At 67.1% G+C, this 26087-nt stretch carries 19 protein-coding genes and 1 tRNA gene; 5 read left to right on the top strand and 15 right to left on the bottom strand.

Annotated features, from left to right (window positions below; all coding sequences use genetic code 11):
* Positions 1-241: 241 nt before the first annotated feature.
* From ftsH to IEX50_RS10610, 6 genes are all read right to left on the bottom strand, one after another.
* Positions 242-2191 (bottom strand): ATP-dependent zinc metalloprotease FtsH, encoded by a 1950-nt coding sequence (gene ftsH, locus IEX50_RS10635; RefSeq protein ID WP_157175907.1) that lies wholly within the window; start codon positions 2189-2191, stop codon positions 242-244.
* Positions 2192-2256: 65 nt separating this feature from the next.
* Positions 2257-3225, bottom strand: a complete 969-nt coding sequence (gene tilS / locus IEX50_RS10630) for a tRNA lysidine(34) synthetase TilS (protein WP_157175906.1) — start codon at positions 3223-3225, stop codon at positions 2257-2259.
* A gap of 106 nt (positions 3226-3331) precedes the next feature.
* Positions 3332-4264 (bottom strand): tol-pal system YbgF family protein, encoded by a 933-nt coding sequence (locus IEX50_RS10625; RefSeq protein WP_157175905.1) that lies wholly within the window; start codon positions 4262-4264, stop codon positions 3332-3334.
* 72 nt (positions 4265-4336) lie between these two features.
* Complete coding sequence (locus tag IEX50_RS10620; RefSeq protein ID WP_157175904.1) at positions 4337-5197, bottom strand: helix-turn-helix domain-containing protein; 861 nt, start codon at positions 5195-5197, stop codon at positions 4337-4339.
* 90 nt (positions 5198-5287) lie between these two features.
* Positions 5288-7564: a phosphoenolpyruvate--protein phosphotransferase gene (ptsP, locus tag IEX50_RS10615; RefSeq protein ID WP_157175903.1), complete on the bottom strand. Its 2277-nt coding sequence runs from the start codon at positions 7562-7564 to the stop codon at positions 5288-5290.
* 214 nt (positions 7565-7778) lie between these two features.
* On the bottom strand, positions 7779-8282 hold the full coding sequence (locus IEX50_RS10610) for an outer membrane protein assembly factor BamE (RefSeq protein ID WP_157175902.1): 504 nt from the start codon (positions 8280-8282) through the stop codon (positions 7779-7781).
* A gap of 132 nt (positions 8283-8414) precedes the next feature.
* On the opposite strand from IEX50_RS10610, the gene IEX50_RS10605 reads away from it, so the two are divergent.
* Positions 8415-8948 (top strand): ubiquinol-cytochrome C chaperone family protein, encoded by a 534-nt coding sequence (locus IEX50_RS10605; protein ID WP_229673910.1) that lies wholly within the window; start codon positions 8415-8417, stop codon positions 8946-8948.
* Positions 8945-9478, top strand: a complete 534-nt coding sequence (locus IEX50_RS10600; protein WP_157175901.1) for a YceD family protein — start codon at positions 8945-8947, stop codon at positions 9476-9478. Before IEX50_RS10605 ends, IEX50_RS10600 begins: the two co-directional genes overlap by 4 nt.
* A gap of 146 nt (positions 9479-9624) precedes the next feature.
* On the opposite strand, the gene IEX50_RS10595 is transcribed toward IEX50_RS10600, so the two are convergent.
* Complete coding sequence (locus IEX50_RS10595) at positions 9625-10644, bottom strand: NAD(P)H-dependent flavin oxidoreductase (protein WP_184075240.1); 1020 nt, start codon at positions 10642-10644, stop codon at positions 9625-9627.
* A 243-nt stretch (positions 10645-10887) separates the two neighbouring features.
* Positions 10888-12126 carry an aspartate kinase gene (locus tag IEX50_RS10590; RefSeq protein ID WP_157175900.1) on the bottom strand — a complete coding sequence of 413 codons (1239 nt, stop codon included), beginning with the start codon at positions 12124-12126 and terminating at the stop codon, positions 10888-10890.
* Positions 12127-12196: 70 nt separating this feature from the next.
* Between IEX50_RS10590 and ubiG the strand changes: the two genes are divergently transcribed.
* Positions 12197-12940, top strand: coding sequence for a bifunctional 2-polyprenyl-6-hydroxyphenol methylase/3-demethylubiquinol 3-O-methyltransferase UbiG (gene ubiG, locus IEX50_RS10585; RefSeq protein WP_157175899.1), 744 nt, complete (start codon positions 12197-12199; stop codon positions 12938-12940).
* 119 nt (positions 12941-13059) lie between these two features.
* Positions 13060-14619, top strand: coding sequence for an alkaline phosphatase D family protein (locus tag IEX50_RS10580; protein ID WP_184075242.1), 1560 nt, complete (start codon positions 13060-13062; stop codon positions 14617-14619).
* Between the two features lie 44 nt (positions 14620-14663).
* Here IEX50_RS10580 and IEX50_RS10575 read toward each other — a convergent pair whose 3' ends face one another.
* From IEX50_RS10575 to IEX50_RS10550, 6 genes are all read right to left on the bottom strand, one after another.
* Positions 14664-15335 (bottom strand): glutathione S-transferase family protein, encoded by a 672-nt coding sequence (locus IEX50_RS10575; RefSeq protein WP_157175898.1) that lies wholly within the window; start codon positions 15333-15335, stop codon positions 14664-14666.
* Positions 15336-15652: 317 nt separating this feature from the next.
* Positions 15653-20179 carry a glutamate synthase large subunit gene (gene gltB, locus IEX50_RS10570; RefSeq protein WP_157175897.1) on the bottom strand — a complete coding sequence of 1509 codons (4527 nt, stop codon included), beginning with the start codon at positions 20177-20179 and terminating at the stop codon, positions 15653-15655.
* Positions 20180-20237: 58 nt separating this feature from the next.
* A complete protein-coding gene (locus IEX50_RS10565; RefSeq protein ID WP_157175896.1) occupies positions 20238-20534 on the bottom strand; it encodes a nucleotidyltransferase domain-containing protein in 297 nt (98 codons plus the stop codon).
* Entirely contained in the window at positions 20531-21985 is a 1455-nt protein-coding gene (locus IEX50_RS10560; RefSeq protein WP_157175895.1) for an NAD(P)-dependent oxidoreductase, read from the bottom strand. Before IEX50_RS10560 ends, IEX50_RS10565 begins: the two co-directional genes overlap by 4 nt.
* 158 nt (positions 21986-22143) lie before the next feature.
* Complete coding sequence (locus tag IEX50_RS10555; RefSeq protein WP_157175894.1) at positions 22144-22947, bottom strand: undecaprenyl-diphosphate phosphatase; 804 nt, start codon at positions 22945-22947, stop codon at positions 22144-22146.
* The gene (locus tag IEX50_RS10550; RefSeq protein WP_157175893.1) at positions 22947-23894 is read right to left on the bottom strand and encodes a complex I NDUFA9 subunit family protein; all 948 of its coding nucleotides are present in this window, start codon (positions 23892-23894) and stop codon (positions 22947-22949) included. Before IEX50_RS10550 ends, IEX50_RS10555 begins: the two co-directional genes overlap by 1 nt.
* A gap of 133 nt (positions 23895-24027) precedes the next feature.
* On the opposite strand from IEX50_RS10550, the gene IEX50_RS10545 reads away from it, so the two are divergent.
* A tRNA-Leu gene (locus tag IEX50_RS10545) sits at positions 24028-24114 on the top strand.
* A 300-nt stretch (positions 24115-24414) separates the two neighbouring features.
* Here IEX50_RS10545 and htpG read toward each other — a convergent pair.
* On the bottom strand, positions 24415-26087 hold a 1673-nt coding region (gene htpG / locus IEX50_RS10540; RefSeq protein ID WP_188699463.1), incomplete at its 5' end, for a molecular chaperone HtpG.

Below are 26087 nucleotides of genomic sequence, written 5' to 3'. Positions count from 1 at the left end.
GACCGTGCGGGTTAGGGGATGGCGGACTGGATGTGTTCAAGCGCGGTTGCGTGCCGGTTGTCCGGGCTCGTCGGTTTCTCACCTGTTGATGTTCGGTCAGGGCTTCACGCGCGGAACTGGGTCCCCGCCTGCGCGGGGATACGTCGGGTGTGTGGCGTTGGGTGGTTCGTCGGATTGTCGGCGGGTACGAAAAAGCCCGGCGGTTTGATCCGCCGGGCTTCTTTGGTTCTAGGAGGAAGGCTCAGGCTCCCTGGGGGGCTGCGCCTCCGAAACCACCGGGGCGCTTGCTCTTGGGGATGGACGAGCCGCCCATGCCGATCGGGAGCGAACGGCGCTTGGCGGGGTCGTCGCGCTGGAGCGTCTCGCCGGCGAGGACGCGCTTGATCTCGTCACCGCTGAGCGTCTCATATTCGAGCAGAGCGTTGGCGAGACCGTGGAGCTGGTCGACATGGTCGGACAGCAACTGCTTGGCGCGTTCGTACGAGCCTTCGACGATCGCGCGGATTTCCGTGTCGATCAGCTTGGCGGTCTCGTTCGACATGCGGATCGGCTGACTGGACGAGTAGCCCAGGAACGTCTCGCCCTGCGGCTCGGCGTACTGGAGCGGGCCGAGCTTGTCGGACATGCCCCAGCGGGTGACCATGTCGCGGGCGAGGCCCGACGCATATTCGATGTCGGACGAGGCGCCGGACGACACCTTGTCATAGCCGAAGATCACTTCCTCCGCGACACGGCCGCCCATCGCGACCGACAGGTTCGCGTACATCTTGTCGCGGTGGTAGCTGTAGCTGTCACGTTCCGGCAGACGCATGACCATGCCAAGCGCACGGCCGCGCGGGATGATCGTCGCCTTGTGGATCGGATCGGATGCCGCCTCGTGAAGTGCCACGACGGCGTGGCCGGCCTCGTGATAGGCGGTCATGCGCTTCTCGTCCTCGGTCATGACCATGGAACGGCGTTCCGCACCCATCATGACCTTGTCCTTGGCCGCTTCGAACTCGCTCATCGCGACGAGGCGCTTACCGATACGCGCCGCGAACAGCGCCGCCTCGTTCACCAGGTTAGCGAGATCGGCACCCGAGAAACCGGGCGTGCCGCGCGCGATGGTGCGCGGATCGACGTCGGGGGCGAGCGGGACCTTCTTCATGTGAACGGCGAGGATCTTCTCGCGGCCCTCGATGTCCGGGCGTGGCACGACAACCTGGCGATCGAAGCGTCCGGGACGGAGCAGTGCGGGATCGAGGACGTCGGGGCGATTGGTCGCCGCGATAATGATGATGCCTTCGTTGGCCTCGAACCCGTCCATTTCGACGAGCAGCTGGTTGAGCGTCTGCTCGCGCTCGTCATTGCCGTTGCCGAGGCCGGCGCCACGATGGCGGCCGACGGCGTCGATTTCGTCGATGAAGACGATGCAGGGGGCGTTCTTCTTGGCCTGTTCAAACATGTCGCGGACGCGGCTGGCGCCGACGCCGACGAACATTTCGACGAAGTCCGAACCGGAGATGGTGAAGAACGGCACGCCGGCCTCACCCGCGATGGCGCGGGCGAGCAAAGTCTTGCCGGTGCCGGGCGAACCGACGAGCAGCGCGCCCTTCGGAATCTTGCCGCCCAGGCGGGCGAACTTGGTCGGGTCCTTAAGGAAATCGACGATCTCCTCGAGTTCCTCGCGTGCCTCGTCGATGCCGGCGACGTCCGCGAACGTGACCTTGCCCTGCTTCTCGGAAAGCAGCTTGGCCTTCGACTTGCCGAAGCCCATCGCGCCGGAGCCAGCATTCTTCTGCATCTGGCGCATCACGAAGAACGCGATGCCGAGGATGAGGAGGAAGGGCAGCGACTGATAGATCAGCAGCATCCAGATGCTGGCCTGCTCCTCCGGCTTGGCGCGGAAGATGACGTTCTTGTTCTGGAGACGCTGGACCAAAGTCGGATCGGTCGGGGCGTAGGTACGAAACGCGGTGCCGTTGGTCGTCTGGCCGCTAATTTGCTCACCAGCGATTTCGACGGAGCGCACGGTGCCTTCGTCGACGCGGCCGAGGAATTCCGAATAGGCGATGTTCTCGCCGGCCGGACCGCGCGACACGCCGTCGAACACCAATACGAACAGCACCAGCGCCAGCAATATGCCCGCCCAGATGCCGATGCTCTTCACCCAGGGATTGCCCTGCGGCCGCGGTTCCTTGTCGTCGTTCATGCCCACTCCGATCCTGTTTTATCAAGATAGGCAGATGCACGTTAATGGCAATGGAACAGCGGCGATCAATGCGGGTTGCGGACCGGCCGTCTGGGGGGGGCGGGGCGAAATGTCCAACCGTCGGGCGTTGCACGCGCGATTGTGGTGCCGAGCATGGCGGTTTCGCCGGCGTCCAGGCTCGCGATGAGGCGGTCGAGCGCGTCGCCACGGGGCGGGGGGGCGGGTTCGAGACAGCGGATGACGAGTCGGCGGCGGAGTTCGTGCGGCAGATCGGTCGGGTCGAGCAGTCGTTCGTCGGGCGCGAGGAGGCGGATGCGGGTGGCGGCCTCGCGGTCGGCGGCCCAAACGAGCGCGGTTTCGGCTGCGGTCAGGTGGGCAGCGGTCGCGGCGAGGCGTGCGGGGTTTAGCCATGGCGTGGCGGACAGGAGCGCGCGGGCGCGGGTGCGGTCGTGGCGGGGGTCGTGGTTGGAGGGGTCTGCGACGGGATCGAGTCCGGCCGCGGCGACGATGGCGAAGAGGTCCGCCTTGGGCGTGTCGAGCAGCGGGCGGACGAGCGTGACGGGGGAGCCCGGGAAGAGTGGGCGGGTGGCGCGGACGCCGGTGAGGCCGGTGAGGCCGGCACCGCGGGCGAGGCGGAGGAGGAGGGTTTCGGCCTGGTCGTCTTGGTGGTGCGCGGTGAACAGGTAGGGGCTGGCGATGGCCCGGCAGTGAGCGTCGAGGAGGCGGTAGCGGTGGGCTCTCGCTGCGGCCTGGAGGCCTTGGTGGGGGTTGGGGTGCCAGGGTTCTATCAGGGTGATGTGGGAGATTTTTAGGGCGGCGCAGATGTTTGCGACGTTGGCGGCTTCCTGCGCTGATTCTGGGCGGAGGGCGTGGTCGACTGTGGCGGCCTGGACGTGGCCGGGGCGGGCGGTTTGGGCGAGGAGCAGGAGGGCCAGGCTGTCGGGGCCGCCGGAGACTGCGATGGTGAGGGGGGCGGCTGGGTTGGGGACTAGGGTGTTCAAGGTTTGGGTGAAGTGATCGAGGGTGTTTGGCATGAGCTTGGAGCCTTCCCCTCTGTCGTTCCACCTAGAAACGCCCCTCTCCCCAGCCCTCTCCCCGGAGGGGAGAGGGGGTTTGGTCGTTTGCGTGACGGCGTTGCGCTTAGCTTGCGGACGCTTTGCATTTGGCGTCGGTGCGGGCTTTGGCGACGCGGTCTTTCAGGGACTGGTTGATGGTTGCGCCATATTCGCGGGTAAGCGCGTCATAGGCTTCGCAGGCCTTGGGCAGGTTCGGTTTGTCGAGTTTGGTCAGCGCCTGACCGAGATAATAGAGGCTGTCGGGGGCGCGTTCACCGCGGGGGTTCTTGGTGTAGTTGGCGTGGAACGCGACCGCTGCGGCGGCGGGTTTTCCGTCGTCGAGATAGGTGCGGCCGAGCAGGTTCTGCGCATAGCTGGCGCGGCGCGACTGGGGGTATTTGGCGACGAAGGCCTTGAGCGCGGGTTCGGCGCCGGCAAAGTCCTTCTGTTCCCACAGGCGGTAGCCGGCGAGATAGGCTTTCTCCTCCGCGTCGGTGCCGGTTGCCGCGGCGGGGCGGGCGTCGCTGGCCTTCGGCGCGGCGGCGGCGGGGGCGTCGTCCTCGATCCCGTCGTCGGCGGCCGGACGCGACGGTGCGCGGGTGGGCGTCGTATCAACCGGCGCGGACGCCGCGGGGGCGCCGCGTTCGAGCGTTTCGAGGCGGGTGCCGGTTTCGGTCTTCAGCCGGGCGAGCTGATCCTCGACCTGTTTCAGGCGGAAGCCGTTCTGTTCGACCTGACCGGTCATGCGCGCCAGTTCCTGTTCCATCGAGGAGACGCGGGCGGTCAGATCGGCGATTGGCGCGGAAGCGTTGCCGGACTGGACCGGCGCGGTGGGCGCGCTGATCTCCGGTTCGAAATAGCCGGACTGGCCCGCGGCGCCGCCGGGGAACACCTTGCGCTGGACCGCGCGCATTTCCTTCTCCAGCCGATCGACCCGCGCGGTGACGGGGGCGTTCGTTTGCGCCAGAGCAGGGGTGGCGACGCCGGTGAGCAGTGACAGGATCAGCAGGAAACGCATCGAAAAAGCTCTCCCGAGCAGTGGGGCACCGGTCATGTCGGCATGCTTAACCGGTGATAGCTGTCGGCAGGGTTAAGCGCCAGAGCCGGCCGGGGTGGCCGCGTTGCCCGACTGCGGGACCAGCGGGGTGATGGTCTGCGGGACCAGATCGGCGGGGGCCGTGCCGGCGGGACGGCTCAGCAACGCAGTCGCGGTCAGCGGTTGATCGACCAACAGGCGGTCGGGTTCGCCGAGGGCTGCGACCTGCGTATCGCCGACGCGGACCGCGAGCGCTTGCGGGCGGCTGGTGCGGAGGCGCGGGTCGGCGGCGGTGGGCGGGACTTGGAAAGTCTCGCCTGCGGCCATTTCGCGCTCGAACAGCTTGGGGCCGCTTTTTTCGTAGACGCTGATCCATACAGGGGCGGTGGCGGTGAGCGTTACCGGACCGGTCGGCGCCGTGGTCTGCGCCGGAGCGGCTGCCGTTTCGGTGGGCGTACCGAGCGGGGCGTCGGATGCGGTGGCCGCGATGCCCGCGTCGTCGCTCTGGCCCGAGCGCCACAGGCCGTAGCCCGCAGCAATCGCGACGGCGATAAGCAGCGCGATGATCGCGAGCCATTTTGGCGGCACGCGTGCGGGGTCGGCCGGCTCATAGGGTTCCGGCATCTGCGGACGTGTCGATGGTGCGGCATTCAGATGGACGCGGTAGGCCGCGGCCGCCATTTCGGGATCGATCGACACCATGCGCGCATAGCTGCGTACGAAACCGAGCGTGTAGGGAACCGCAGGCAGGCCTTGCGTCCCGTCCGCCTCGATCGTTTCGAGATGGCGGCGGGGGATGCGAGTGGACGCGGCGATATCGTCGAGCGAAAGCCCGTTGGCCACGCGCGCGGCAGCCAGTCGTTCGCCGATCCGCCCCGATGGTGCGTCGATCTTGCCGGTGACGCTCTCTTCCATGCCAACTCCCGAAAGCCCGTTTCTGTACTAAAATTCCCCCGCGTCTTGTCGTCGCAGCGGCGGCATTAAGTCAAATCGCCATCGTTCGATTCACCCGATGGCAACTTCGTTCCGTAGCGCCCAGTCACGGATTGCGCCGCGCAAGTCCGGCGGCGGCTGTGCAAGCCACTGCGACATGCACGCGCGCAGCCCCCCGGCGTCGAGCGTGCGGATCATTGCCTTGACCGGTCCGATCGCCGCGGGGGTGATCGACAGCCGTTCGATGCCAAGCCCGATCAGCGCCATCGCCTCCAGCGTTCGGCCGCCCATTTCGCCGCAGACCGCGATCGGTACGGCGGCCGCGTTGCATTCGCGCGCGACGCGAGCGAGGAACCGCAGGATCGCCGGGCTGAGCCAGTCGTAGCGTTCCGCGAGCTTCGGATTGGCGCGGTCCGCGGCGAACAGGAACTGCGTCAGGTCGTTGGTGCCGACCGACAGGAAATCGAGCTGCGGCAGGAGGAGATCGAGCACCTCCGCCAGCGCCGGCACCTCCAGCATCGTGCCGTAGCGGATCAGCGAAGGGAGCGGACGGCCGCGGCCCTGCACCCAAGCGCGCTGCCGTTCGAACAGCGCGTGCGCCGCGGTGAACTCCCACGGTTCGGAGATCATCGGGAACATGACGTTGAGCGTGCGGCCGGCCGCCGCCTCGATCAGAGCGCGGGCCTGCACCTTCATCAACGCGTCGCGTTCCAGCGCGAGCCGGATCGCGCGCCAGCCCATGGCGGGGTTTTCCTCGTTTTCCGAGGCGTGGGTGAGATAGGGCAGTGCCTTGTCGCCGCCGATGTCGACCGTGCGGAAGATCACGGGACGATCGCCGGCGCGGTCGAGCACTTCCTTGTAAAGCCGCTGCTGTCGGTCGCGCTGCGGCAGGGTGGCGGAAACGAGGAACTGGAATTCGGTGCGGAACAGGCCGATGCCGTCCGCGCCGGTGACGTCGAGCGCGGCCACATCGTCGGCGAGGCCGGCATTGACCATCAGCGCGATGCGGCGGCCGTCGGTGGTGACGGCGGGCAGGTCGCGCATCGCGGCGAATTCGGCGCGGCGCTTCTGGGTGATGAGCAACCGGCCCTCGAACGCTTCCTCCATCGCCGCGGTGGGCCGGACGATGACTTCGTCCTCCTCCGCATCGAGCAGCAGCTCGTCGCCTTCGGAGATCGTCGTGCGGATGTCGGCGACGCGGCCGAGCACGGGGACGCCCATCGCGCGCGCGACGATGATGACGTGCGCGGTGAGCGAGCCTTCGTCGAGCACGACGCCCTTCAGCCGGCGGCGGTCATATTCGAGCAGTTCGGCAGGGCCAAGATTGCGCGCGATCAGGATCGAATCGCGCCGGAGCCCCACCTGCGCCGCGGTGCCGAGCTGGCCCGAGACGATGCGGAGCAGGCGGTTGGAGAGATCCTCCAGATCGTGCATCCGGTCCGCCAGCAACGGATCGCTGATCGATCGCATCCGCGTGCGGGTGCGTTGCTGGACGCGCTCGATCGCCGCCTCCGCGGTCAAGCCGCTATCGATTGCCTCGTTGATCCGGCGGCTCCAGCCCTCGTCATAGGCGAACATGCGGTAGGTATCGAGGACGTCCTGATGCTCGCCCGCCACGCCAAATTCGGCCTGGCTCATCATGCGGTCGATCTGTTCGCGCATCTGGCGGAACGCGGAATAGACGCGGTGGCGCTCGGCTTCGGTATCCTCCGCGATGCTATGTTCGATGACGACGCGCGGCTGGTGAAAGACGGCGTGACCGCGACCCATGCCGGACACGAGTTTCAGCCCGGTCAGGCGGACGGGCCCGACCTCCCGCGCGCCGCGGCCGGCGGCGGCACCGTCGTCGATCAGGCCCGCGCCGGCGATGAGTTCGGCGAGCACCATGGCGACGGTCTGCAGCGCCTCGATCTCGACATCGTCGTAGCGCCGCGACGCCTCATGCTGGACGCAGAGCACGCCGACGGCGCGTTCGCGGCGCACGATCGGGACGCCGGCGAAGCTGTGGTAGAGTTCCTCGCCGGTTTCGGGCTTGTAGGCGAAATCCGGGTGGCTGGTCGCTTCGTCCAGGTTGAGCGTTTCGACCTGGTCGGCGATCGTGCCGACGAGCCCTTCGCCCAGCGCCAGCTTCGTGACGTGGACGGCGTCCTGGTTCAGCCCGCGGGTGGCGAACAGTTCGAGCGCGCCGTCGCGCAGCAGGTAGATCGAGCAGACCTCGCTCGTCAGCGCCTCGCCGATGATGTTCACGACCTGGTTGAGTTTCGCCTGCGCGTTGGTGCGCGCGGCCATCACATCATGCAGCCGCGTCAGGATCTCACGGGCGGCGGAGGTGGCGGCGGTGGGCGTCATTCGGTCGTGCTATCAGAATAGTGACGAAGGGGCAGCTTCGTTTTGTGTCGTTGGATGAACGAAAGGCTTATGTTTGGGCGCTTCGTATCCCCTTCCTTCCTAGGAAGGGGTTGAAGGCGAGCGACCCGGGCGCAGGTAGAGTGCCGCGTGTAACCATCACACGACGCACCCACCCCCCGGCCCCCTCCCTTGAAAGGGAGGGGGAGCAGTTGGATCAGTTGCCGGTGGGGTTGTCCGCGGTGGTGCCCGCCTGGCCGGTTGCGCCGCCGACGCTGCCGATGTTGCCGAACAACTCGCTGAAGAAGCTGGTGTGGCGGCCGAGCGTCGGGGTCTTGTCGCTGCTGGGCGAGATCGAGGCGATCTGGTCCATGCCCGACCGGCGCGCCGAGACGACGTTGCCGGCCGCGTCGAACCGGACGGTCAGCAGCATCTGGTCGGTCGGCTTGGGCTTGCCGAAGGCGAGCTGGCTGGTGTTGCGCGACAGGTAATACCAGACGTTCGGATCGAACTGCCCCACGAAGCTGGGCCGGCCGAGCGTGCGTTCGACGGACATGCGGTTGTCGACGCCGGGCTGGACCGTGGCGATCAGGGCATTGTCGGGCACATAGCCCTTGTGATCACGGATGCGCGCGCAACCGGTGGTGAGCACCAGCGCCGCCAGTGCCACGGCGGCGAACCCGCTATACCGCGGACCGAACCGGGAGGTGGATGCCGTCATAGTCGATACTCCGGGGGGTCAAGCGTCTGCGCCGCGTACGCCGGTTGCGATTGCATCCTGCGCGCGGTGCCTCAATATGTCCGGGAGCCCCCGGCCGCAAGCGACCGATCCCTGTTCCACAAGGTGCCGACAGTGTCCTTCCTGACGAGTCTTTTCAAGTCCAACCGTTTCGGCGCGGATGCCGACGCGTTATATGCCGCGATCGTGGCCGCGGCGCGCCGCCCGGCCTGGTACCGCGAGGGGCGCGTGCCCGACACGATGGACGGCCGGTTCGACATGGTGGCGGCGGTGACGGCGATCGCGCTGATCCGGCTGGAACGCGACGGAGCGGTCGGTAACGCGGCGGCGACGCGGCTGACCGAGGCGTTCGTCGACGACATGGACGGGCAGCTGCGCGAAGCCGGCGTCGGCGACGTCGTGGTCGGCAAGCATATCGGCAAGATGGTGTCGGCGCTGGGCGGGCGGCTGACCGCGTATCGCGAGGCGCTGGCGGCGGACGGGACCGAGGGCGGGAACGCGTTCGAAGATGCGTTGCGGCGGAATCTGTATCGGGGCGAGGATCCGGGCGCGGAGGCGGTGGCCTATGTCGCGGCCGGGCTGCGTCGCGTGGAGGCGGGGATGGCGGTGCAGCTCGTGCCCGCGTTGCTGGAAGGACATATCGCATGAGCGCACCGGAGTTTTCGCGGCCCGTGCGGATCGATTCGATCGGCGAGACGGGGAAGATCGTTACGGTCACGGCGACGGAGGCGGAGTGCGCGGCGCTGGCCGGGCGGTTCGACCTGATCGGGATCGAACGGCTGGCGGCGACGGTGGATTGCCGTCGCAAGGGCACCGACGTGACGGTGACGGGGCGGCTGACCGGCGTGGCGGTGCAGGCGTGCGTCGCGACCGCAGTGCCGATCCCGGCGACGATCGACCAGGCGTTTGCGCTGACCTTTGTCCCCGCGCTGTCGGTCGAGGGGGACGAGATGGAGCTGGATGCGGGCGACCTGGATGTGGTCGCTTATGACGGGGCGGCGGTCGACCTGGGCGAGGCGGTGGCCGAGACGTTCGCGCTGGCGCTCGATCCGTTTCCGCGGAGCGTGGATGCGGAGGCGGTGCTGCGTGCGGCGGGTGTGCAGGCGGAGGATGAGGTCGAGGCGGAGCCGGGGGCTTTTGCCGGGTTGGCGGCGCTTCGGGGGAAGTTGGGGGGGTGAGTTCCCTGCTTCAGATTTGAGATCCGGTTCGGGGTGCTAATTCTTTAGTTTGTGAGACGTCGGTTGCGTCAGGCCGCGGCCCCTCTCCCCGACCCTCTCCCCGGAGGGGAGAGGGGGCGATTGGCTTTGGACCTTCGCCGGCCCGGTCAGGCGGCGCGTTTTTCGAGGGCGGTGGCGGCTTCGGCGACCAGCGTGCCGAGGATGTCGGCGGCGGGTTCTTCTCTCTTGACCATGCCGACGGACTGGCCGGCCATGACGGAGCCGTTTTCGACGTCGCCGTCGACGACCGCGCGGCGCAGCGCCCCGGCCCAGTAATGTTCGATCTGGAGCTGGGCCTCGAGCATTTCGAGGCGCTTTTCGTCGAGATGGCCGGCGACTTCGCGTTGCTTGGCGGTGAACAATTCGGTCGAGGCGTTGCGAAGTGCACGGACCGGGATGACGGGGAGGCGGGCGTCGAGCTGGACGCTGGCGACCGCGTCGCGGGCCGAGGCGCGGATGAACGCCTTCTTGAAGTTCGGGTGGGCGATCGATTCGGTGGCGCAGACGAAGCGCGTGCCGAGCTGAACCCCGGCGGCACCCATTTCGAGATAGCCGGCGATCGCCTCGCCGCGGCCGATGCCGCCCGCGACGAACACGGGGATCAAAGGCGCGATGTCGGGCAGGATCTCCTGCGCCAGGATGCTGGTGGAGACCGGGCCGATGTGGCCGCCGGCCTCGTTCCCCTCGATCACCAGCGCGTCGATGCCGGAGCGGACGAGCTTCTTCGCAAGCGAGAGTGCGGGAGCGAAGCAGACGAGTTTCGCGCCGGAGCCCTTGATCCGGTCGATCGCGCCCGCCGGCGGCAGCCCGCCGGCGAGCACGACGTGGCCGACATTATGGCGGGCGCAGACCTCGATCAGGTCGTTCAGCGCCGGGTGCATGGTGATGAGGTTCACGCCGAACGGCTTGTCCGTCATCGCCTTGGTCGCGGCGATCTCGGTATCGAGCAGTTCGGGGGTCATGGCACCGCACGCGATGACGCCGAAGCCGCCGGCGTTCGAGATGGCGGAGACGAGGTTGCGTTCGCTGACCCACGACATGGCGCCGGCCATGATGGCGTAGCGGGTGCCGAGGAAATCGGTGCCGCGGTGCATGAGGGCGTCGAGGCGGGTGTGGGATGATGTCATGCGGTGGTTCTGGGCTTCTTCCCTTGGGCTTTCAAGGGAGTGGCTCGGGGGGGAGCGTGTGAAACTCGTGTCGGACGGCGAGTCTGCGCTCGCCGACCCACCCCCAGCCCAGTTCACCCATCGATCAGGTCAATCATGCCCCCGGCATGATTGAGAAACTGCCGGGGGCAGTTTCGACCTGATCGATGGGTGAACTCTTGAAAGGGAGGGGGGAAGAAGGGCCGGGGCACCCTTGAGAAGGGTTTACGCGGCGTCTTCGGCGTCGAGGCCGTAGGCGGTGTGGAGGACGCGGACGGCGAGTTCGGTGTAGTCCTCGTGGATCAGGACGCTGACCTTGATCTCCGACGTGGTGATCGCGAGGATGTTGATGCCGCGGTCGGCGAGCGATTTGAACATCATCGCGGCGACGCCGGCGTGGCTGCGCATGCCGACGCCGACGACCGAGATCTTGGTGACGGCGGTGTCGTGGACCAGCTTGGTAAAGCCGATCGTTTCACGCTGCCGTTCCAGCACGTCGATCGCGCGGGTCAGTTCGGCCATCGGCACGGTGAAGGTGACGTCCGTCGAGCCGGTGTCGTGCGCGACGTTCTGGACGATCATGTCGACGTTGATGCTGGCGTCGGCGAGCGGCGAGAAGATCGTCGCGACCGCGCCGGGGCGGTCGGGGACGGCGATCAGCGTCACCTTCGCCTCGTTCTTGTCGTGCGCGATGCCGGTGATGTGCTGGCGTTCCACGTCGTCAATCTCCTGTTCCCCGACGATCATCGTGCCGGGGGTTTCGTTGGGGCCGGGTTCGTCGAAGGAGGACAGGACCTGGACGCGGACCCCTTCCTTCATCGCCAGGCCGACCGAGCGGGTCTGCAGGACCTTCGCGCCGACCGAGGCGAGTTCGAGCATCTCCTCGTACGTCACCTTCTTCAGCTTGCGCGCGCGCGGCACGATGCGCGGGTCGGTGGTGTAGACGCCGTCGACGTCGGTGTAGATGTCGCATCGGTCGGCCTTGATCGCGGCGGCCACCGCGACGGCGGAGGTGTCGGACCCGCCGCGGCCGAGCGTGGAGATGCGGTTGTCGTCGGTCAGGCCCTGGAAGCCTGGGATCACCGCGACCTCGCCGTCCTTGAGCCATGCCGTCTCGATCTCGCCGATCCGGGCGGACGCGTGCGCGTCCGACGTGTGGATCGGGAGCTGCCAGCCGAGCCAGGAGCGGGCGGGGACGCCGATCGCCTGGAGCGCGATGGCGAGCAGGCCGGAGGTCACCTGTTCGCCGGACGCGACGACCACGTCATATTCGCGCGGGTCGTAGAGCGGCGAGGCCTCCCGACAGAAATTGACGAGCCGGTCGGTTTCGCCCGACATGGCGGAGACCACGACGGCGACCTGGTGGCCGGCGTCGACCTCATGCTTGATGCGGCGGGCCACGTTGCGGATGCGTTCGATCCCGGCCATCGACGTTCCGCCGAACTTCATCACGATACGTGCCATGGCTGCGGCGCAAATCCTTCGCTAAACCCGCCAAGAACGCGGGGCCGGGACCTGATAGGGAACGCAAGATATGAACGCAACCACGACGCTGCCCGCAACGATCGATCCGAAGGGGGCCGCGCATTTTGGCGCCATGGCCGCGGAATGGTGGGATCCGAACGGATCGTCGAAGATGCTGCACCGGCTGAACCCCGTGCGGCTGGGCTATGTCCGCGCGGCGATCGACCGGCATTGGGGGACCGACCCGACCGCGTTGCGCCCGCTGTCGGGCCGGCGTGCGCTCGACGTGGGGTGCGGCGCCGGACTGCTGACCGAGCCGCTGGCGCGGATGGGGGCCGAGGCGATGGGGATCGACAGTGCGGCCGAGACGATCGCCGCGGCACGGGTGCATGCCGCGGGACAGGGGCTGGCGATCGATTACCGCGCCGGCGGGATCGAGGGGATGGCCGCGGACGAACGGTTCGACCTGGTTTGTTCGATGGAGGTAATCGAGCATGTGACCGACCAGCCGGCGTTCGTGCGCGGGCTGGCGGCGGCGCTAGCGGACGGTGGCGCGCTGGTGATGTCGACGCCGAACCGGACCGCGCTGTCGAAGCTGGCGCTGATCACGGTGGGCGAGGATATCGGCCGGCTGATCCCGAAGGGGACGCATGACTGGGACCGGTTCCTGACACCGGACGAGCTGACCGCGATGCTGGCCGCCGCCGGGATGCGGGTGACGGATGTCACGGGTCTGTCATTGTCCGCGACCAAGGGGTTCACCCTGAGCGACGACGTGCGGATGAATTATCTGCTGACGGCGGTGCGGGTTTAGTCTGCTGTCCATCCTAGGGAGGGGTTGGGTGTGGCTACTCCTTCGCGGGCGGCCGACGTGACGGCGTAGCACCCACCCCCGGCCCCTCCCTTAAAAGGGAGGGGGGAAGAAGGCTGAGTATGACTCTCGAAAAAATCACCCGCCGCACTTTGATCGGCGGGATCGCTGCCACCGGTCTTGCCGCGCCGGCCATCCTGCGCGCGCAGACGCAGATGCTGTTCACGCAATATCCGTTCCGGCTGGGTGTGGCGTCGGGCGATCCGGCGCCGGACGGGTTCGTGATCTGGACGCGGCTGGCGCCCGATCCGCTGGTCGACGGTGGCGGCGTGCCGATGGCGCCGATCGAGGTCGACTGGGTGGTGGCGAGCGACTCCGCGTTCAAGACGATCGTGCAGAAGGGCAAGGCGATCGCGCGGCCGGAGCTGGCCCATTCGGTGCACGTCGAAGTGGCGGGGCTGCTGCCCGACCGGCCTTACTGGTACCGGTTCAACGTGGGGCGCGAGCGGAGCAGCGCGGGGCGGGCCAAGACGACGCCGCTGGCCGGCGCGGACATCGCCAAGCTGACGTTCGGCGTGGCCGGGTGCCAGCATTATGAGGACGGGCTGTTCACCGCCTACCGTCACCTGAGCCAGGAAGACGTCGATTTCGTCTTCCATTACGGCGATTACATCTACGAGCGGCGTTCGTCGCCGATGCCGATCGGCTATGACGGCCTGCCGCGGACGTTCGTGCGGTCGCATATCGGCGACGAGATCTACAGCATCGACGATTATCGCCGGCGTTATGCGCAGTACAAACAGGACCCGGACCTGCAGGCGGCGCATGCGGCGGCACCATGGTGGACGACGTTCGACGACCATGAGGTCGAGAACAACTGGGTCGGCAGCATCGACGAGAACGACACCCCGTCGGGCGTCTTCCTGTTGCGGCGCGCGGCCGCGTTCCAGGCGTGGTACGAACATAGCCCGGTGCGGGCGAGCATGATGCCGACCGGGGCGGGCATTTCGATGTACCGCCGGGCGCGGTACGGCCAGCTGCTCGACGCACACTTCCTCGATACGCGCCAGTTCCGGACCGACCAGCCATGCGGCGACGGGTTCGAGGCGGACTGCGCCGGCACGTCCGATCCGAAGGCGCAGGTGCTGGGCACGGTGCAGGAGAAGTGGCTGGACGCGGCGTTGCGCGAGAAGCGTGCGCGGTGGAATACGCTGGCGCAGCAGGTGATGATGATGCGGCTCGACCGGCGGACGGGCGACGAGCCGCAGCCGACCCGCAACATGGACAGCTGGGCCGGGTATCTGAGCCCACGCGAACGGATGCTGGAACGCTGCCGTGGGCTGGGCAACGTCGTGGTGCTGACCGGCGACGAGCATCAGAATTATGCCGGCGAACTGGCGACCGCGAAGGGCGAGGCGGTGGCCGTCGAGTTCGTGTCGACCTCGATCACGTCGGGTGGCGACGGGCAGGACAAGCGGCGGACCGATCCGCAGATGCGGGCGCACAACCCGCAGCTGAAGTTCACCAACGACCAGCGCGGGTATCTGCTGTGTTCGGTGACGCCGGATCGGTGGGAGTCGCGGTTCCGCGTGGTGGACCAGGTGTCGCGGCCGGGTGGTCAGGTGAGCACGCGTGCGGTGGCGACTGTGGAGCATGGGGTGGCGAAGCTGGCTGTTTCCTAGCCCCTCCCCTGAAGGGGAGGGGCTAGGGAGGTTCGGTGCCGTTCCTAGAAATCCACCTTGTCATAATGCGGGGGCGGGGTGACGATTTCCATGCGTTCGCTGAGTAGCGGGCGGAAGCTGGGACGGCTTTTGAGGGCGGCGTACCATTCCTTCGTGCGGTCGTGGCCGCGCCAGTCGATGCCGCCGAGATAATCGGCGACCGACAGATGCGCCGCAGCGGCGAGGTCGGCGAGGCTCAGGACGGGGCCACCGATCCAGCGGCGATGGTCGAGCAGCCAGTCGACATAGTCGAGATGGCTGTTGGCGACCTTCATCGCCTCGCGCAGCATCTTGGCGTCGGGCGCGGCGCGGTGGACGATGCGTTTGAGCATGCGTTCGAGCATCAACGGGGCGACGACCTCGTTATACACTTTCTCGTCGAACCAGGCGACGAGGCGGCGGATCTCGGCGCGGTTGGCGGCCGGGCCGTTGAGCATCGGCGCCTTGTCGATCGTCTCTTCGAGATATTCGCAGATCGCGGTTGAATCGATCAGCGTCAGGCCGGCGACGGCGTCGGTCATGACGGGCGTCTGGCCAGCGGGGTTCATGTCGAGAAACTCGTCGCGCCGCGCCCAGGGTGATTCGCGGATGAGTTCGTAGCCGACCCCCTTCTCCCCCAGGAGGAGCCGGACCTTGCGCGAGAAGGGGCAGAGCGGGAATTGATGAAGTTGCCACATGGTGTGGCGTTCATAGCGCGGGGGGCGGGGGGCGCTAGTCGGTTCTTTTTTGTTGGTTTTGGGTTTCGCGAATCTGTTGGGCGCGTGTGGGGTGATGTTTCGTCAAGCCGCGCCCCCCACCCAACCCTCCCCCCGGTGGGGGAGGGCTTTTTGCTTGGCTCCCTCCCCCTTTCGGGGGGCGTGGCTTGGGGTGTTCTGGGTCGCGATGGTGAGTTGGCGTTTGGCGAAACGCGATGCGATGACTTTGACGACGTTCGCTGCCGCCAAGCCCCTTTCCCAACCCTCTCCCCGGAGGGGAGAGGGCTTTTCTGGTGCGGTTACTCCGCGGCCTGCACTTCTGGTGTGTCGTCGAGGGGGTGATCCAGCCGCGTCAGCATTTCCTTCGGGCAGACTTGCCAGAAGCTGCCGGCGTAGCGGTCCCAGTCGTCGAGGATGGTGTTGGCCCAGCGGCTGTCGGTGGCGACGGCGTGTTCGGCGACCATGGCCTTCAGGCGGGCCTCCCAATGCGCCGATGCCAGGCGTTGCCAGACGATGCTTTCGGGGTTGGCGCGGGCGGGGAAGGCGCCGTCCTCGTCGAGGATGAAGGCCATGCCGCCGGTCATGCCCGCGCCGAAGTTGGCACCCGTGTCGCCCAGGATCACCGCGGTGCCGCCGGTCATATATTCGCAGCCGTTGGCGCCGCAGCCTTCGACCACGACGGTCGCGCCGGAGTTGCGCACCGCGAACCGCTCGCCCGCCTGACCGGCGGCGAACAGCTTGCCGCTGGTCGCGCCGTACAGGACGGTGTTGCCGAGGATGGTGTTGCTGCGCGTGTCGAGCGGGGAGGAGACCATCGGGCGGACCGAGATGACGCCGCCGGAGAGCCCCTTGCCGACATAGTCGTTGGCGTCGCCGAAGACTTCGAGCTTGATGCCCTTGCAGAGGAACGCGCCGAGCGATTGGCCCGCGGAACCACGGAGCCGGATCGTGACGTGGCCGTCGGCGAGTGCGGACATGCCGTATTTGGCGGTGATCTCCGACGACAGCCGGGTGCCGACCGCGCGGTGCGTGTTGCGGACGGTGTAGGTCAGCTGCATCTTTTCGCGTCGTTCGAATACGGCGCGCGCGTCGAGGATCATCTGCGCATCGAGGCTGTCGGGCACGTCGTTGCGGAAGGTGGCGATGGCGAAGCGGCGCTTGCTGTCGTCTGCATCGACCTTGGCCAGGATGGGGTTGAGATCGAGATCGTCGAGATGCTCGTGCCCGCGGCTGACCTGGCGGAGCAGTTCGGTGCGGCCGATGATGTCGTCGAGCGAGCGGACGCCGAGCTTGGCGAGTATCTCGCGCACCTCCTCCGCCATGAAGGTCATCAGGTTGATGACCTTTTCGGGTGTGCCGACGAACTTGCCGCGGAGCGCATCGTCCTGCGTGCAGACGCCGACCGGGCAGGTGTTCGAATGACACTGGCGGACCATGATGCAGCCCATCGCAACGAGCGACAGCGTGCCGATGCCGAATTCCTCCGCGCCCAGGATCGCGGCGATGACGATGTCGCGCCCGGTCTTGAGCCCGCCGTCGGTGCGCAGCTTCACGCGGTGGCGGAGACCATTCAGCGTGAGCACCTGATTGGTTTCGGACAGGCCCATTTCCCACGGCGTGCCGGCATATTTGATCGAGGTCTGGGGCGAGGCCGCGGTGCCGCCGACATGACCGGAGACGAGGATGACGTCGGCGTGCGCCTTCGCCACGCCCGCCGCGACGGTGCCGATGCCGGCGGACGAGACGAGCTTCACGCAGACGCGGGCGCGCGGGTTGATCTGCTTCAGGTCGTAGATGAGCTGCGCCAGATCCTCGATCGAATAGATGTCGTGGTGGGGCGGGGGCGAGATGAGCGTGACGCCGGGCGTCGAGTGACGCAGGCGGGCGATCATCTCGGTCACCTTGAAGCCGGGCAGCTGGCCGCCCTCGCCGGGCTTGGCGCCCTGCGCGACCTTGATCTCCAGTTCCTCTGCGGCGCCGAGATATTCGGCGGTGACGCCGAACCGGCCCGAGGCGACCTGCTTGATCGCGCTGTTGGCGTTGTCGCCGTTTTCATACGGCGTGTAGCGCTTGCGGTCTTCCCCGCCCTCGCCCGACACGGCCTTTGCGCCGATCCGGTTCATCGCGATGGCGAGCGTTTCGTGGGCCTCCGGCGACAACGCGCCGAGCGACATGCCGGGGGTGAGGAAGCGCTTGCGGATCTCGGTGATCGCCTCGACGCTGTCGATCGCGATGGGCTCCTTGGCCCAGTTGAACTCCATCAGATCGCGGAGGTAGATCGGCGGCAGGTCCCTCACGCCGCGCGCGAATTGCAGGTAGGTCGAATAGCTGTCGGTGCCGACCGCGGTCTGGAGCAGGTGCATCAGCTGCGCGGAATAGGCGTGCGCTTCGCCGCCCGCGCGCTGGCGGTAGAAGCCGCCGACGGGGAGTGCCACGACGGTGTCGTCCCACGCCAGTTCGTGGCGCATGAGGGCGTTCAGTTGCAGCGAGGCATAGCCTTCGCCCGAGATCTTGGCGGGCATGCCGGGGAACAGGTCGTTGACCAGCGCGCGGCTGAGGCCGACCGCTTCGAAGTTGTAGCCGCCGCGGTAGCTGCTGATGACCGCGATGCCCATTTTGGACATGATCTTGAGCAGCCCCTCGTCGATCGCCTTGCGGTGGCGATAGAGGCAGTCGTCGAGCGTCAGGTCGCCGAACAGGCCGCGTGCCTGGCGGTCCGCGATCGCGGCCTCGGCCAGATAGGCGTTCACGGTGGTGGCACCGACGCCGATCAGCACCGCGAAATAATGGGTGTCGAGGCATTCGGCCGAGCGCACGTTGATCGACGCGTAGGAGCGCAGGCCGCGGCGGACGAGGTGGGTGTGGACCGCGGCGGCGGCGAGCACCATGGCGATCGCAACCCGGTCCGGGCCGACGCCCTCGTCGGTCAGGAACAGTTCGGTGTGGCCTTCACGGACCGCCTGTTCGGCGTCGCGGCGGATGCGCGCGATGGCGGCACGGAGCGCGTCAGGGCCGTCGTCCTGGCCGAAGGTGCAGTCGATCGTTGCGGTGGACGCGCCGAAATGCGCCTTCAGCGTCGACCATTCGCGCGAGGTGAGGACGGGGGAGGGCAGGACGAGCACGTTCGACTGCTGCGCGTCGGTGTCGAGGATGTTGGCCAGATTGCCGAAGCGGGTCTGGAGGCTCATCACGTGCCGTTCGCGCAGCGGGTCGATCGGCGGGTTGGTGACCTGGCTGAAATTCTGGCGGAAGAACTGGCTGATCAGCCGCGCCTTGTCCGAGATGACGGCGAGCGGCGTGTCGTCGCCCATCGATCCGATCGCTTCCTTGGCCTCCTCGACCTGGGGGCTGAGGATCAGCTCCATGTCCTCCATCGACTGCCCGGCCGCAACCTGGCGGCGGAGGAGGTCGGGGCGGGCATAGCGCGGCACGTCCGGGTCGGCCGGCGGCGTGAGGTCGGCGAGCGTGCGGAAGCCGGCGACCCATTCGCTGTACGGCTGTTCCGCCGCGATGCGCGCCTTGATGTCGGCATCCATGAACAGCGTGCCGGTATCGAGATCGACCGCGATCATCTGGCCTGGGCCCATGCGGCCCTTGGCGGCGACGGTCGCCTCCGGCACCAGTACCATGCCGGTTTCGGACCCGACGATGAGCAGGTGATCGGCGGTGAGCGTGGTGCGGAGCGGACGCAGCGCGTTGCGGTCGACGCCGGCCACGGCCCAGCGGCCGTCGGTCATGGCGAGCGCGGCGGGACCGTCCCACGGTTCCATGACCGACCCGAAATAGCGGTACATCGCGGCGACCTGCGGATCGAGCGAGGGGTCGTTCTGCCACGCTTCGGGGACGAGCATCAGCTTTGCGGTCGGCGCGTCGCGGCCGGAGCGGCAGATCGCCTCGAACACCGCATCAAGCGCCGCGGTATCGGAGGCGCCGGCCGGGATCAGCGGCTTGATCTCCTCCGAATGCTCGCCGAACGCGAGGCTGGCCATCTTGATCTCGTGGCTCTTCATCCAGTTCTTGTTGCCGCGGATCGTGTTGATCTCACCGTTATGCGCGAGCGTGCGGAACGGTTGCGCCAGCCACCACTGGGGGAAGGTGTTGGTGGAGTAGCGCTGGTGGAAGATCGCGACGCGGCTGACGAAGCGTTCGTCCTGCAGGTCCGGGTAGAAGATCGACAGTTCCTCGGCCAGGAACAGGCCCTTGTAGACGATCGATCGGCACGACAGCGAGCAGATGTAGAAGCCCTGGATCTGCGCCTCGATCACCTTGCGTTCGATCCGGCGGCGGACGAGGTAGAGCTTCTTCTCGAACTCGGCCGCGTCCTCGGCATCCGGCAGCGGGCCGGCGATCATGATCTGCTCGATCTCGGGGCGGGTGAGCAGCGCCTTTTCGCCGATGCACGACACGTCGACGGGCACCTGGCGCCAGCCGTAGATGCTGTAGCCGAAGTCGATGATCTCGGACTCGACGATCGTGCGGCAGGCCTCCTGCGCGGCCAGATCGGTGCGCGGCAGGAAGATCATGCCGACGGCAAGCCGGTTGGGGAGCGTTTCGTGGCCCGAATATTCGATCGCGTCGTCGAAGAACCGGACGGGCAGGTCGACATGGATCCCGGCGCCGTCTCCGGTCTTGCCGTCCGCGTCGACCGCGCCGCGGTGCCAGACCGCCTTCAACGCCTCGATCGCGGCGGCGACGACGCGGCGCGAGGCACGGCCGTCGGTGGCGGCAACGAGGCCGACGCCGCATGCATCGGACTCCAGTTCGGGGCGGTACATGCCGTGCTCGGCGATGCGGGCGCGTTCGGCGGGGGAGGCGGTGTCGGTCATGGCAGGTTCCTGTCGTTCAGGAAGGCAAGGGTGCGTTCGGAGATGTCAGCCTCGGGTGTCACAAGACGATCCCGTCGCGATAGGCGATCCGTTCGAACCCGCGGGGCGTGCCGCCGCGCTGGGTGATGACGACGTCGACCTTTTGCCGCTCGATCTGCGTGAACAGGCGGTCGAGGAAGGCGTCGCGGGCGTGCCATTCGTCGGTGACCGGGTCGGTTTCGACGTGCAGGTCGATGTCTCCGCCGCGCAGGGTATCGTCGACGCGGCTGCCGAACAGCCGGACGACAGCGTCCGCGCCGAAGGTTTCGGCGGCGGCGGCCTTGATCGCGTCGATGTCGGCCGGTTGCAGCCTCATGCCGGGACCAGCTCCTGTGCCGCTGCAGCCTTTGCCTTGGCACGGAGGTAGGCATGCATCTTGTCGGCGACGTCACGGCCGTCGCGGATCGCCCAGACGACGAGCGAGGCGCCGCGGACGATGTCGCCGGCGGCGAAGACGCCGTCGATCGAGGTCTGCATCGACTTGTGATCGATCCGGACGGTGCCCCAGCGCGTGACGGACAGCTCGTTCGAACCGAACAGCGTGGGCAGGTCCTCCGCATCGAAGCCGAGTGCCTTGATCACGAGATCGGCGTCGAGGCGGAAGCCGCCGGCCGGGTCGGGTTCGGGTGCACGGCGGCCGGACGCGTCGGCGGCGCCGAGCCGCATGCGGGTGGCGGCGACGCCGGTCACCTGGGCGTCGCCGTGGAAGGCTTCCGGCCCGGACAGCCAGACGAATTCGACGCCTTCCTCTTCGGCATTCTTCACCTCGCGCTGAGAGCCCGGCATGTTGGCGCGGTCGCGGCGATAGAGGCACTTCACGGACTTCGCACCCTGACGGATAGCGGTGCGGACGCAATCCATCGCGGTGTCGCCGCCGCCGATCACGACGACGTCCTTGCCCGCGGCGTTGAGCGCGCCGTCGTCATACGCCGGGACCGCGTCGCCGAAGCCCTTGCGGTTGGACGCAGTGAGATAGTCGAGCGATTCGACGATGCCGCCGGCCCCGACGCCGGGCGCCTTGATGGCGCGCGGGCGGTAGACGCCGGTCGCGATCAGGACGGCGTCGTGGCGGCCGCGCAGGTCGGCGAGCGTCGCGTCGCGGCCGACGGCGAAGTCGTGGTGGAAGACGATGCCGGCATCGCGCAGCCGCTCGACACGGCGCATGACGACGTCCTTTTCCAGCTTGAAGCCGGGGATGCCGTAGGTGAGCAGCCCGCCGGCGCGGTCGTGGCGGTCGTAGACATGGACCTCGTACCCGCGCGCGCGCATCAGTTCGGCGGTGGTGAGCCCGGCGGGGCCGGCACCGATGACGCCGATCGACTGGCCGCGATCCGGCCCGACGCGGACTGGTTCGACCCAGCCTTCGGCCCAGGCGGTGTCGGTGATGTATTTTTCGACCGAGCCGATCGTGACCGCGCCGTGGCCGGAAAATTCGATGACGCAGTTGCCCTCGCACAGCCGGTCCTGAGGGCAGATGCGGCCGCAGATCTCGGGCATGGTGGAGGTCGCGTTGCTGAGTTCGTAGGCCTCGCGCAGGCGGCCCTCCGCGGTGAGGCGAAGCCAGTCGGGGATGTGGTTGTGGAGCGGGCAGTGCGTTGAGCAATAGGGGACGCCGCACTGCGAACAGCGTGAGGACTGAGCCTCCGCATCGTCGCGGGCGTAGCGATCGGCGATTTCGGCGAAGTCCTCGGCCCGCACGGCGGCGGGGCGCTTGGCCGGGTAATGCTGATCGAGCCGCACGAAGCTCAACATCGGGTTGTCTGCCATCGCATGCTCCTCTTGCGGCGCACGAATGTCGCAGTCTGAGACCGATGTCACGACCTAAACGAGCGGTCGTGCAGTGAGGCTGTCCTATTTAATCTGAGTGTCGAAGCACTCTGCGCCCACCCGCATCTTCCAGCCGATGAGTCAGGTCCGGTTCGGTCCTATCGTAGTGCAAGCCAAAGGATGGCGATCGTGCCGACGACGATGCGGTACCAAGCGAACGGCGCGAAACCGTGGCGTGAGACGATCGCGAGGAAGGCGCGGATGACGAGCATCGCGACGACGAACGAGACGACAAAGCCGATCGCGATGCCGGTCCAGTCGGTGTCGCCGAGTGCGTTGCGGGTTTCCCACAATTCCTTTGCCGTCGCGGCGAGCATGACCGGGATGGCAAGGAAGAAGCTGTATTCCGCGGCGGTGCGGCGATCGACGCCAAGGCTCAGCGCGCCCATGATGGTGGCGCCAGAGCGCGAGACGCCGGGGATCATCGAAAGGCACTGCACGATGCCGACACCGAGCGCGGTGCGGAACGGCATGTCCTCGACCGACGTGACCGCGACCGCACGGGTGCGGCGTTCGATCACCAGGATCGCGATGCCGCCGACGACGAGCGCCACCGCGACGACCATCGGGGTCTGCATCATGGCCTTGATCGAGCTGTAGGCCAGCGCGCCGATGACGAGCGCGGGCAGGAAGCCGAGCACGACGTTGCGGCCGAAGCGGATCGCCTGCGGATCGCGGCGGACGAGGCCGGTGGCGACCGCGGTGAAGCGGCGCGCGTAGAGGACCACGACAGCCAGGATCGCGCCGAGCTGGATCACGATGTCGAACGTGGCGGAAGAGGCCGAGTTGAAGCCGAGCAGCTCGCCGGCGAGCAGCAGGTGGCCCGTCGATGAGACGGGGATGAATTCCGTCAGGCCCTCGACGATGCCGAGGAGCATGATGACGAGCAGCGAATGATCCATCAGACTGCGCCGGTGCCCGTTGCGTCGACCGTGGCGAACCGGCCCTGGCGGCGATACTGGACGAGCCAGCCGGGGGCCACGACCGCGAGCGGTACCGGATCGATGCCGAATGCCGCGAACCCTTCCGCATCCGGGGCGACGACATTGTCGGACTGGAGCAGCAGCCACTGGTCCTGCGTGATCGGTGCGCCGGGGATGAAGCGGCCGGCCTTTGCCATCATCGCGCCGACCGCGTCGGGGATCGGGACGATCGCGGGGGTGCGACCGATCTGCTTGGCGACCCAGCGGTTGAGTGCTTCCATGCTGATCCGGTCCGGACCGCCCAGTTCGAAGGTGCGGCCGCCATAGGTGAGCGGATCGAGCGCGGCGCGGGCGACGGCCTTCGCCACGTCGGCCACGAACGCCGGCTGGAACAGCACGGGGCCACGCAGGACGGGGAGGATGGGGAGGCGGGCCATCTGCGCGAACTTGTTCACGAACATGTCCTCTGGCCCGAAGATGATCGAGGGGCGCAGGATGGTGGCGTTCGGGAATGCGGTGCGGACCGCGGCCTCGCCCTCGCCCTTGCTGCGGGCATAGGTGCTGGCGGCGGCGGGATCGGCACCGATCGCCGAGACCTGGACTATTGCCGCGGCGCCGGCGGCGTGGGCCGCCTCCGCCACGTTGCGTGCGCCACCGACATGGACGGCATCGAACTTGCCGGCGAGCAGGCCGACGAGGTTGATGACCGCGGTGGAAGCCTGCACCGCGCGCGCGACGCTGTCGGCTCGGGTGATGTCGACCGCGACGAACTGCGTCTGGCCGACGCCGCCGAGCGGTTTGAGGAACCAGGCGTTTTTCGGATCGCGCCCCGCGACACGGACGCGTGCGCCCGCCTTCAGCAGTTCCTGCACGACGTAGCGGCCCAGAAAGCCCCCGCCGCCGAAGATCGTCACCAACCCTGCCATCGATCGATTCCCGTCCGTCCGGATGATATGCGTGCCGAATTCCCGAGCGGAAATCCGTTGCCGGTCCATTGCCCGTGCAGAAGGCCGTTGACAAGGTTCATGCCGACCCCCTAGAGGCCCCCTCCTACCCCGTGCCCAGATGGCGGAATTGGTAGACGCACCAGCTTCAGGTGCTGGCGATCGCAAGGTCGTGGAGGTTCGAGTCCTCTTCTGGGCACCAATATTTTTATCATGCTGAATCAATGACTTAGCCTTCGGGCAACCCCAAAAATCTACCCGTATTTCCGGGGCTTTGGTGGCCCCCACATGAGCGTGTGGAGACGTGAGACCGACACGAACCCGGTTTCAGGCGCCGAAACGGCGCGCGGTCTGCAGTGGTCGAATTTCAAACTCCACATTTCCAGGTGTCCGACAGCGGGCGCAATCGACCGACCATTCATCGGAAAGCGACGGAGCGGCCGTTCGGCCGCCCCGCCTGTTGGTGGTATTGGGCGTTAACGCTCCGCACCACGCCGATAGATTATGGCAGCGCTCGCGTGATGACCCGCGCCAGGCGCGCCGCGAAACCGCGTGGATCTACCGGTTGCTCGCCATCGGCGATCTGCGCTTCGTCGAACAGCAACCGTGCAACATCTGCCCGGAAGTCCGCGTCTGCGTCACCAAGGGCGGCTAGCTTCACGATGAGTTCGTGGCGAGGGTTGATCTCCAGTACAGGCTTGGCCGCCTCCGGCGCGCGTCCTGACGCCGCAAGCAGTCGTTCGAGTTCGCGGTCCATCCCGCTTTCCGACGCGACCAGGCAGACAGCGCTATCGGTCAACCGGTCCGAAGTCCGAACGTCTGAAACCGCATCGTCGAGCGTGGTCTTGACGAAGCTGAGAAACGACGTGACCTGCTCGCTTGCTGCAGCGTCGGGCGCGGTGCTGCCTTCGGGAAGTGGGATCAGCCCGAGATCTGCTGCGCCCTGGGTTACCGACTTGAACGGCTTGCCCTTGTAATCGATGCCGGACGTCACCCAGAAACTGTCGACCTGGTCGGGAAGCAGCAGGACCTCGACACCCCTTGCGCGGAAGCCTTCGAGCTGAGGGGAGGTTGCGAGACGATCGAGATCGTTGCCGGTGGCATAGAAGATCGCCGTCTGGTTCTCCTTGATGGACGACTCATAGTCGGCAAGCGATCGCCAGCCGCCTTCTGAAGCGGTCGTCTTGAAGCGCGCGAGGTTGAGCAGTGTCGGGCGGCGCTCGTAATCCTCGTACAAACCTTCCTTCAGTACCGCGCCGAAGGTCTCCCAGATCTTGAGGTAGGCATCGCTGTCCGCCGTGGCGCGCTTCTCCAGTTCGGAGAGAATCTTTCCGGTAACGCCTTTCTTGATCGTCGCGAGGATCGGGCTTTCCTGGATCATCTCGCGCGACATGTTGAGCGGCAGGTCAGACGAATCCACCAGCCCGCGTACGAAGCGCATATAGCGCGGCAGCAACTCGGCTTCATCGGTGATGAAGACGCGATTGACGTAAAGCTTCATGCGACCCGAACGATCGGGGTCAAACAGGTCGAACGGTTTGGTCGAGGGCACGAAGGCGAGCACCGAATATTCGTGCCGGCCCTCGGCACGGTAATGCAGCGTCAGCGCCGGATCATCGAACTGACCCGACACGCTGCGGTAGAAGTCGGCATAGTCGGCTTCCGTCACCGCGGAGCGCGGTTTGGTCCACAGCGCCGCGCCATCGGCGATCTCGACGGGCTCGGCATCGGGCTTCTCGAGCAACGAAATCGGCACCGGGACATGGCCGGACTGCGACTTGATCGTCTGTTCGATCCGGTATCGCTCGGCATACTCCTTCGCGTCCTCCATCAGATGCAGGACGACGCGTGTGCCACGGGCCGGTGCTTCCTCCACATCGATGGGGGCGATCGTGTAGCTGCCGAGACCATCGGACGACCAGATCGCCGCTTCTGCCTCACCCGCCTTGCGCGAGATCACGTCGACCTTCCCGGCAACCATGAACGCGGAATAGAAACCGACACCGAACTGGCCGATCAGCTGCGTTCCCTCGCTGCCTCCGACACTAGCGATCCGTTCCATGAAGCTCTTGGTGCCCGACCTTGCGATCGTGCCAAGCGCATCGGCGAGATCGGCAGCGTTCATGCCAATGCCATTGTCTTCGATCATGAGGCGGCTGCTATCGGGATCCAGCG

Source organism: Sphingomonas prati, from assembly GCF_014643515.1.
GTDB classification, from domain to species: Bacteria; Pseudomonadota; Alphaproteobacteria; order Sphingomonadales; family Sphingomonadaceae; genus Sphingomonas_R; species Sphingomonas_R prati.
This window is presented reverse-complemented; position numbering and strand designations above follow the sequence as displayed.

What these genes read in the sequence shown, in the direction of transcription:
- IEX50_RS10560 (WP_157175895.1), bottom strand. Translation starts at nt 21,985, where the DNA reads ATGGCAGACAACCCGATGTTGAGCTTCGTGCGGCTCGATCAGCATTAC.
- IEX50_RS10550 (WP_157175893.1), bottom strand. Translation starts at nt 23,894, where the DNA reads ATGGCAGGGTTGGTGACGATCTTCGGCGGCGGGGGCTTTCTGGGCCGC.
- IEX50_RS10610 (WP_157175902.1), bottom strand. Translation starts at nt 8,282, where the DNA reads ATGACGGCATCCACCTCCCGGTTCGGTCCGCGGTATAGCGGGTTCGCC.
- IEX50_RS10555 (WP_157175894.1), bottom strand. Translation starts at nt 22,947, where the DNA reads ATGGATCATTCGCTGCTCGTCATCATGCTCCTCGGCATCGTCGAGGGC.
- gltB (WP_157175897.1), bottom strand. Translation starts at nt 20,179, where the DNA reads ATGACCGACACCGCCTCCCCCGCCGAACGCGCCCGCATCGCCGAGCAC.
- IEX50_RS10565 (WP_157175896.1), bottom strand. Translation starts at nt 20,534, where the DNA reads ATGAGGCTGCAACCGGCCGACATCGACGCGATCAAGGCCGCCGCCGCC.
- IEX50_RS10600 (WP_157175901.1), top strand. Translation starts at nt 8,945, where the DNA reads ATGAGCGCACCGGAGTTTTCGCGGCCCGTGCGGATCGATTCGATCGGC.
- ubiG (WP_157175899.1), top strand. Translation starts at nt 12,197, where the DNA reads ATGAACGCAACCACGACGCTGCCCGCAACGATCGATCCGAAGGGGGCC.
- ftsH (WP_157175907.1), bottom strand. Translation starts at nt 2,191, where the DNA reads ATGAACGACGACAAGGAACCGCGGCCGCAGGGCAATCCCTGGGTGAAG.
- IEX50_RS10590 (WP_157175900.1), bottom strand. Translation starts at nt 12,126, where the DNA reads ATGGCACGTATCGTGATGAAGTTCGGCGGAACGTCGATGGCCGGGATC.
- IEX50_RS10620 (WP_157175904.1), bottom strand. Translation starts at nt 5,197, where the DNA reads ATGGAAGAGAGCGTCACCGGCAAGATCGACGCACCATCGGGGCGGATC.
- IEX50_RS10625 (WP_157175905.1), bottom strand. Translation starts at nt 4,264, where the DNA reads ATGCGTTTCCTGCTGATCCTGTCACTGCTCACCGGCGTCGCCACCCCT.
- IEX50_RS10575 (WP_157175898.1), bottom strand. Translation starts at nt 15,335, where the DNA reads ATGTGGCAACTTCATCAATTCCCGCTCTGCCCCTTCTCGCGCAAGGTC.
- ptsP (WP_157175903.1), bottom strand. Translation starts at nt 7,564, where the DNA reads ATGACGCCCACCGCCGCCACCTCCGCCGCCCGTGAGATCCTGACGCGG.
- tilS (WP_157175906.1), bottom strand. Translation starts at nt 3,225, where the DNA reads ATGCCAAACACCCTCGATCACTTCACCCAAACCTTGAACACCCTAGTC.
- IEX50_RS10580 (WP_184075242.1), top strand. Translation starts at nt 13,060, where the DNA reads ATGACTCTCGAAAAAATCACCCGCCGCACTTTGATCGGCGGGATCGCT.
- IEX50_RS10595 (WP_184075240.1), bottom strand. Translation starts at nt 10,644, where the DNA reads ATGACATCATCCCACACCCGCCTCGACGCCCTCATGCACCGCGGCACC.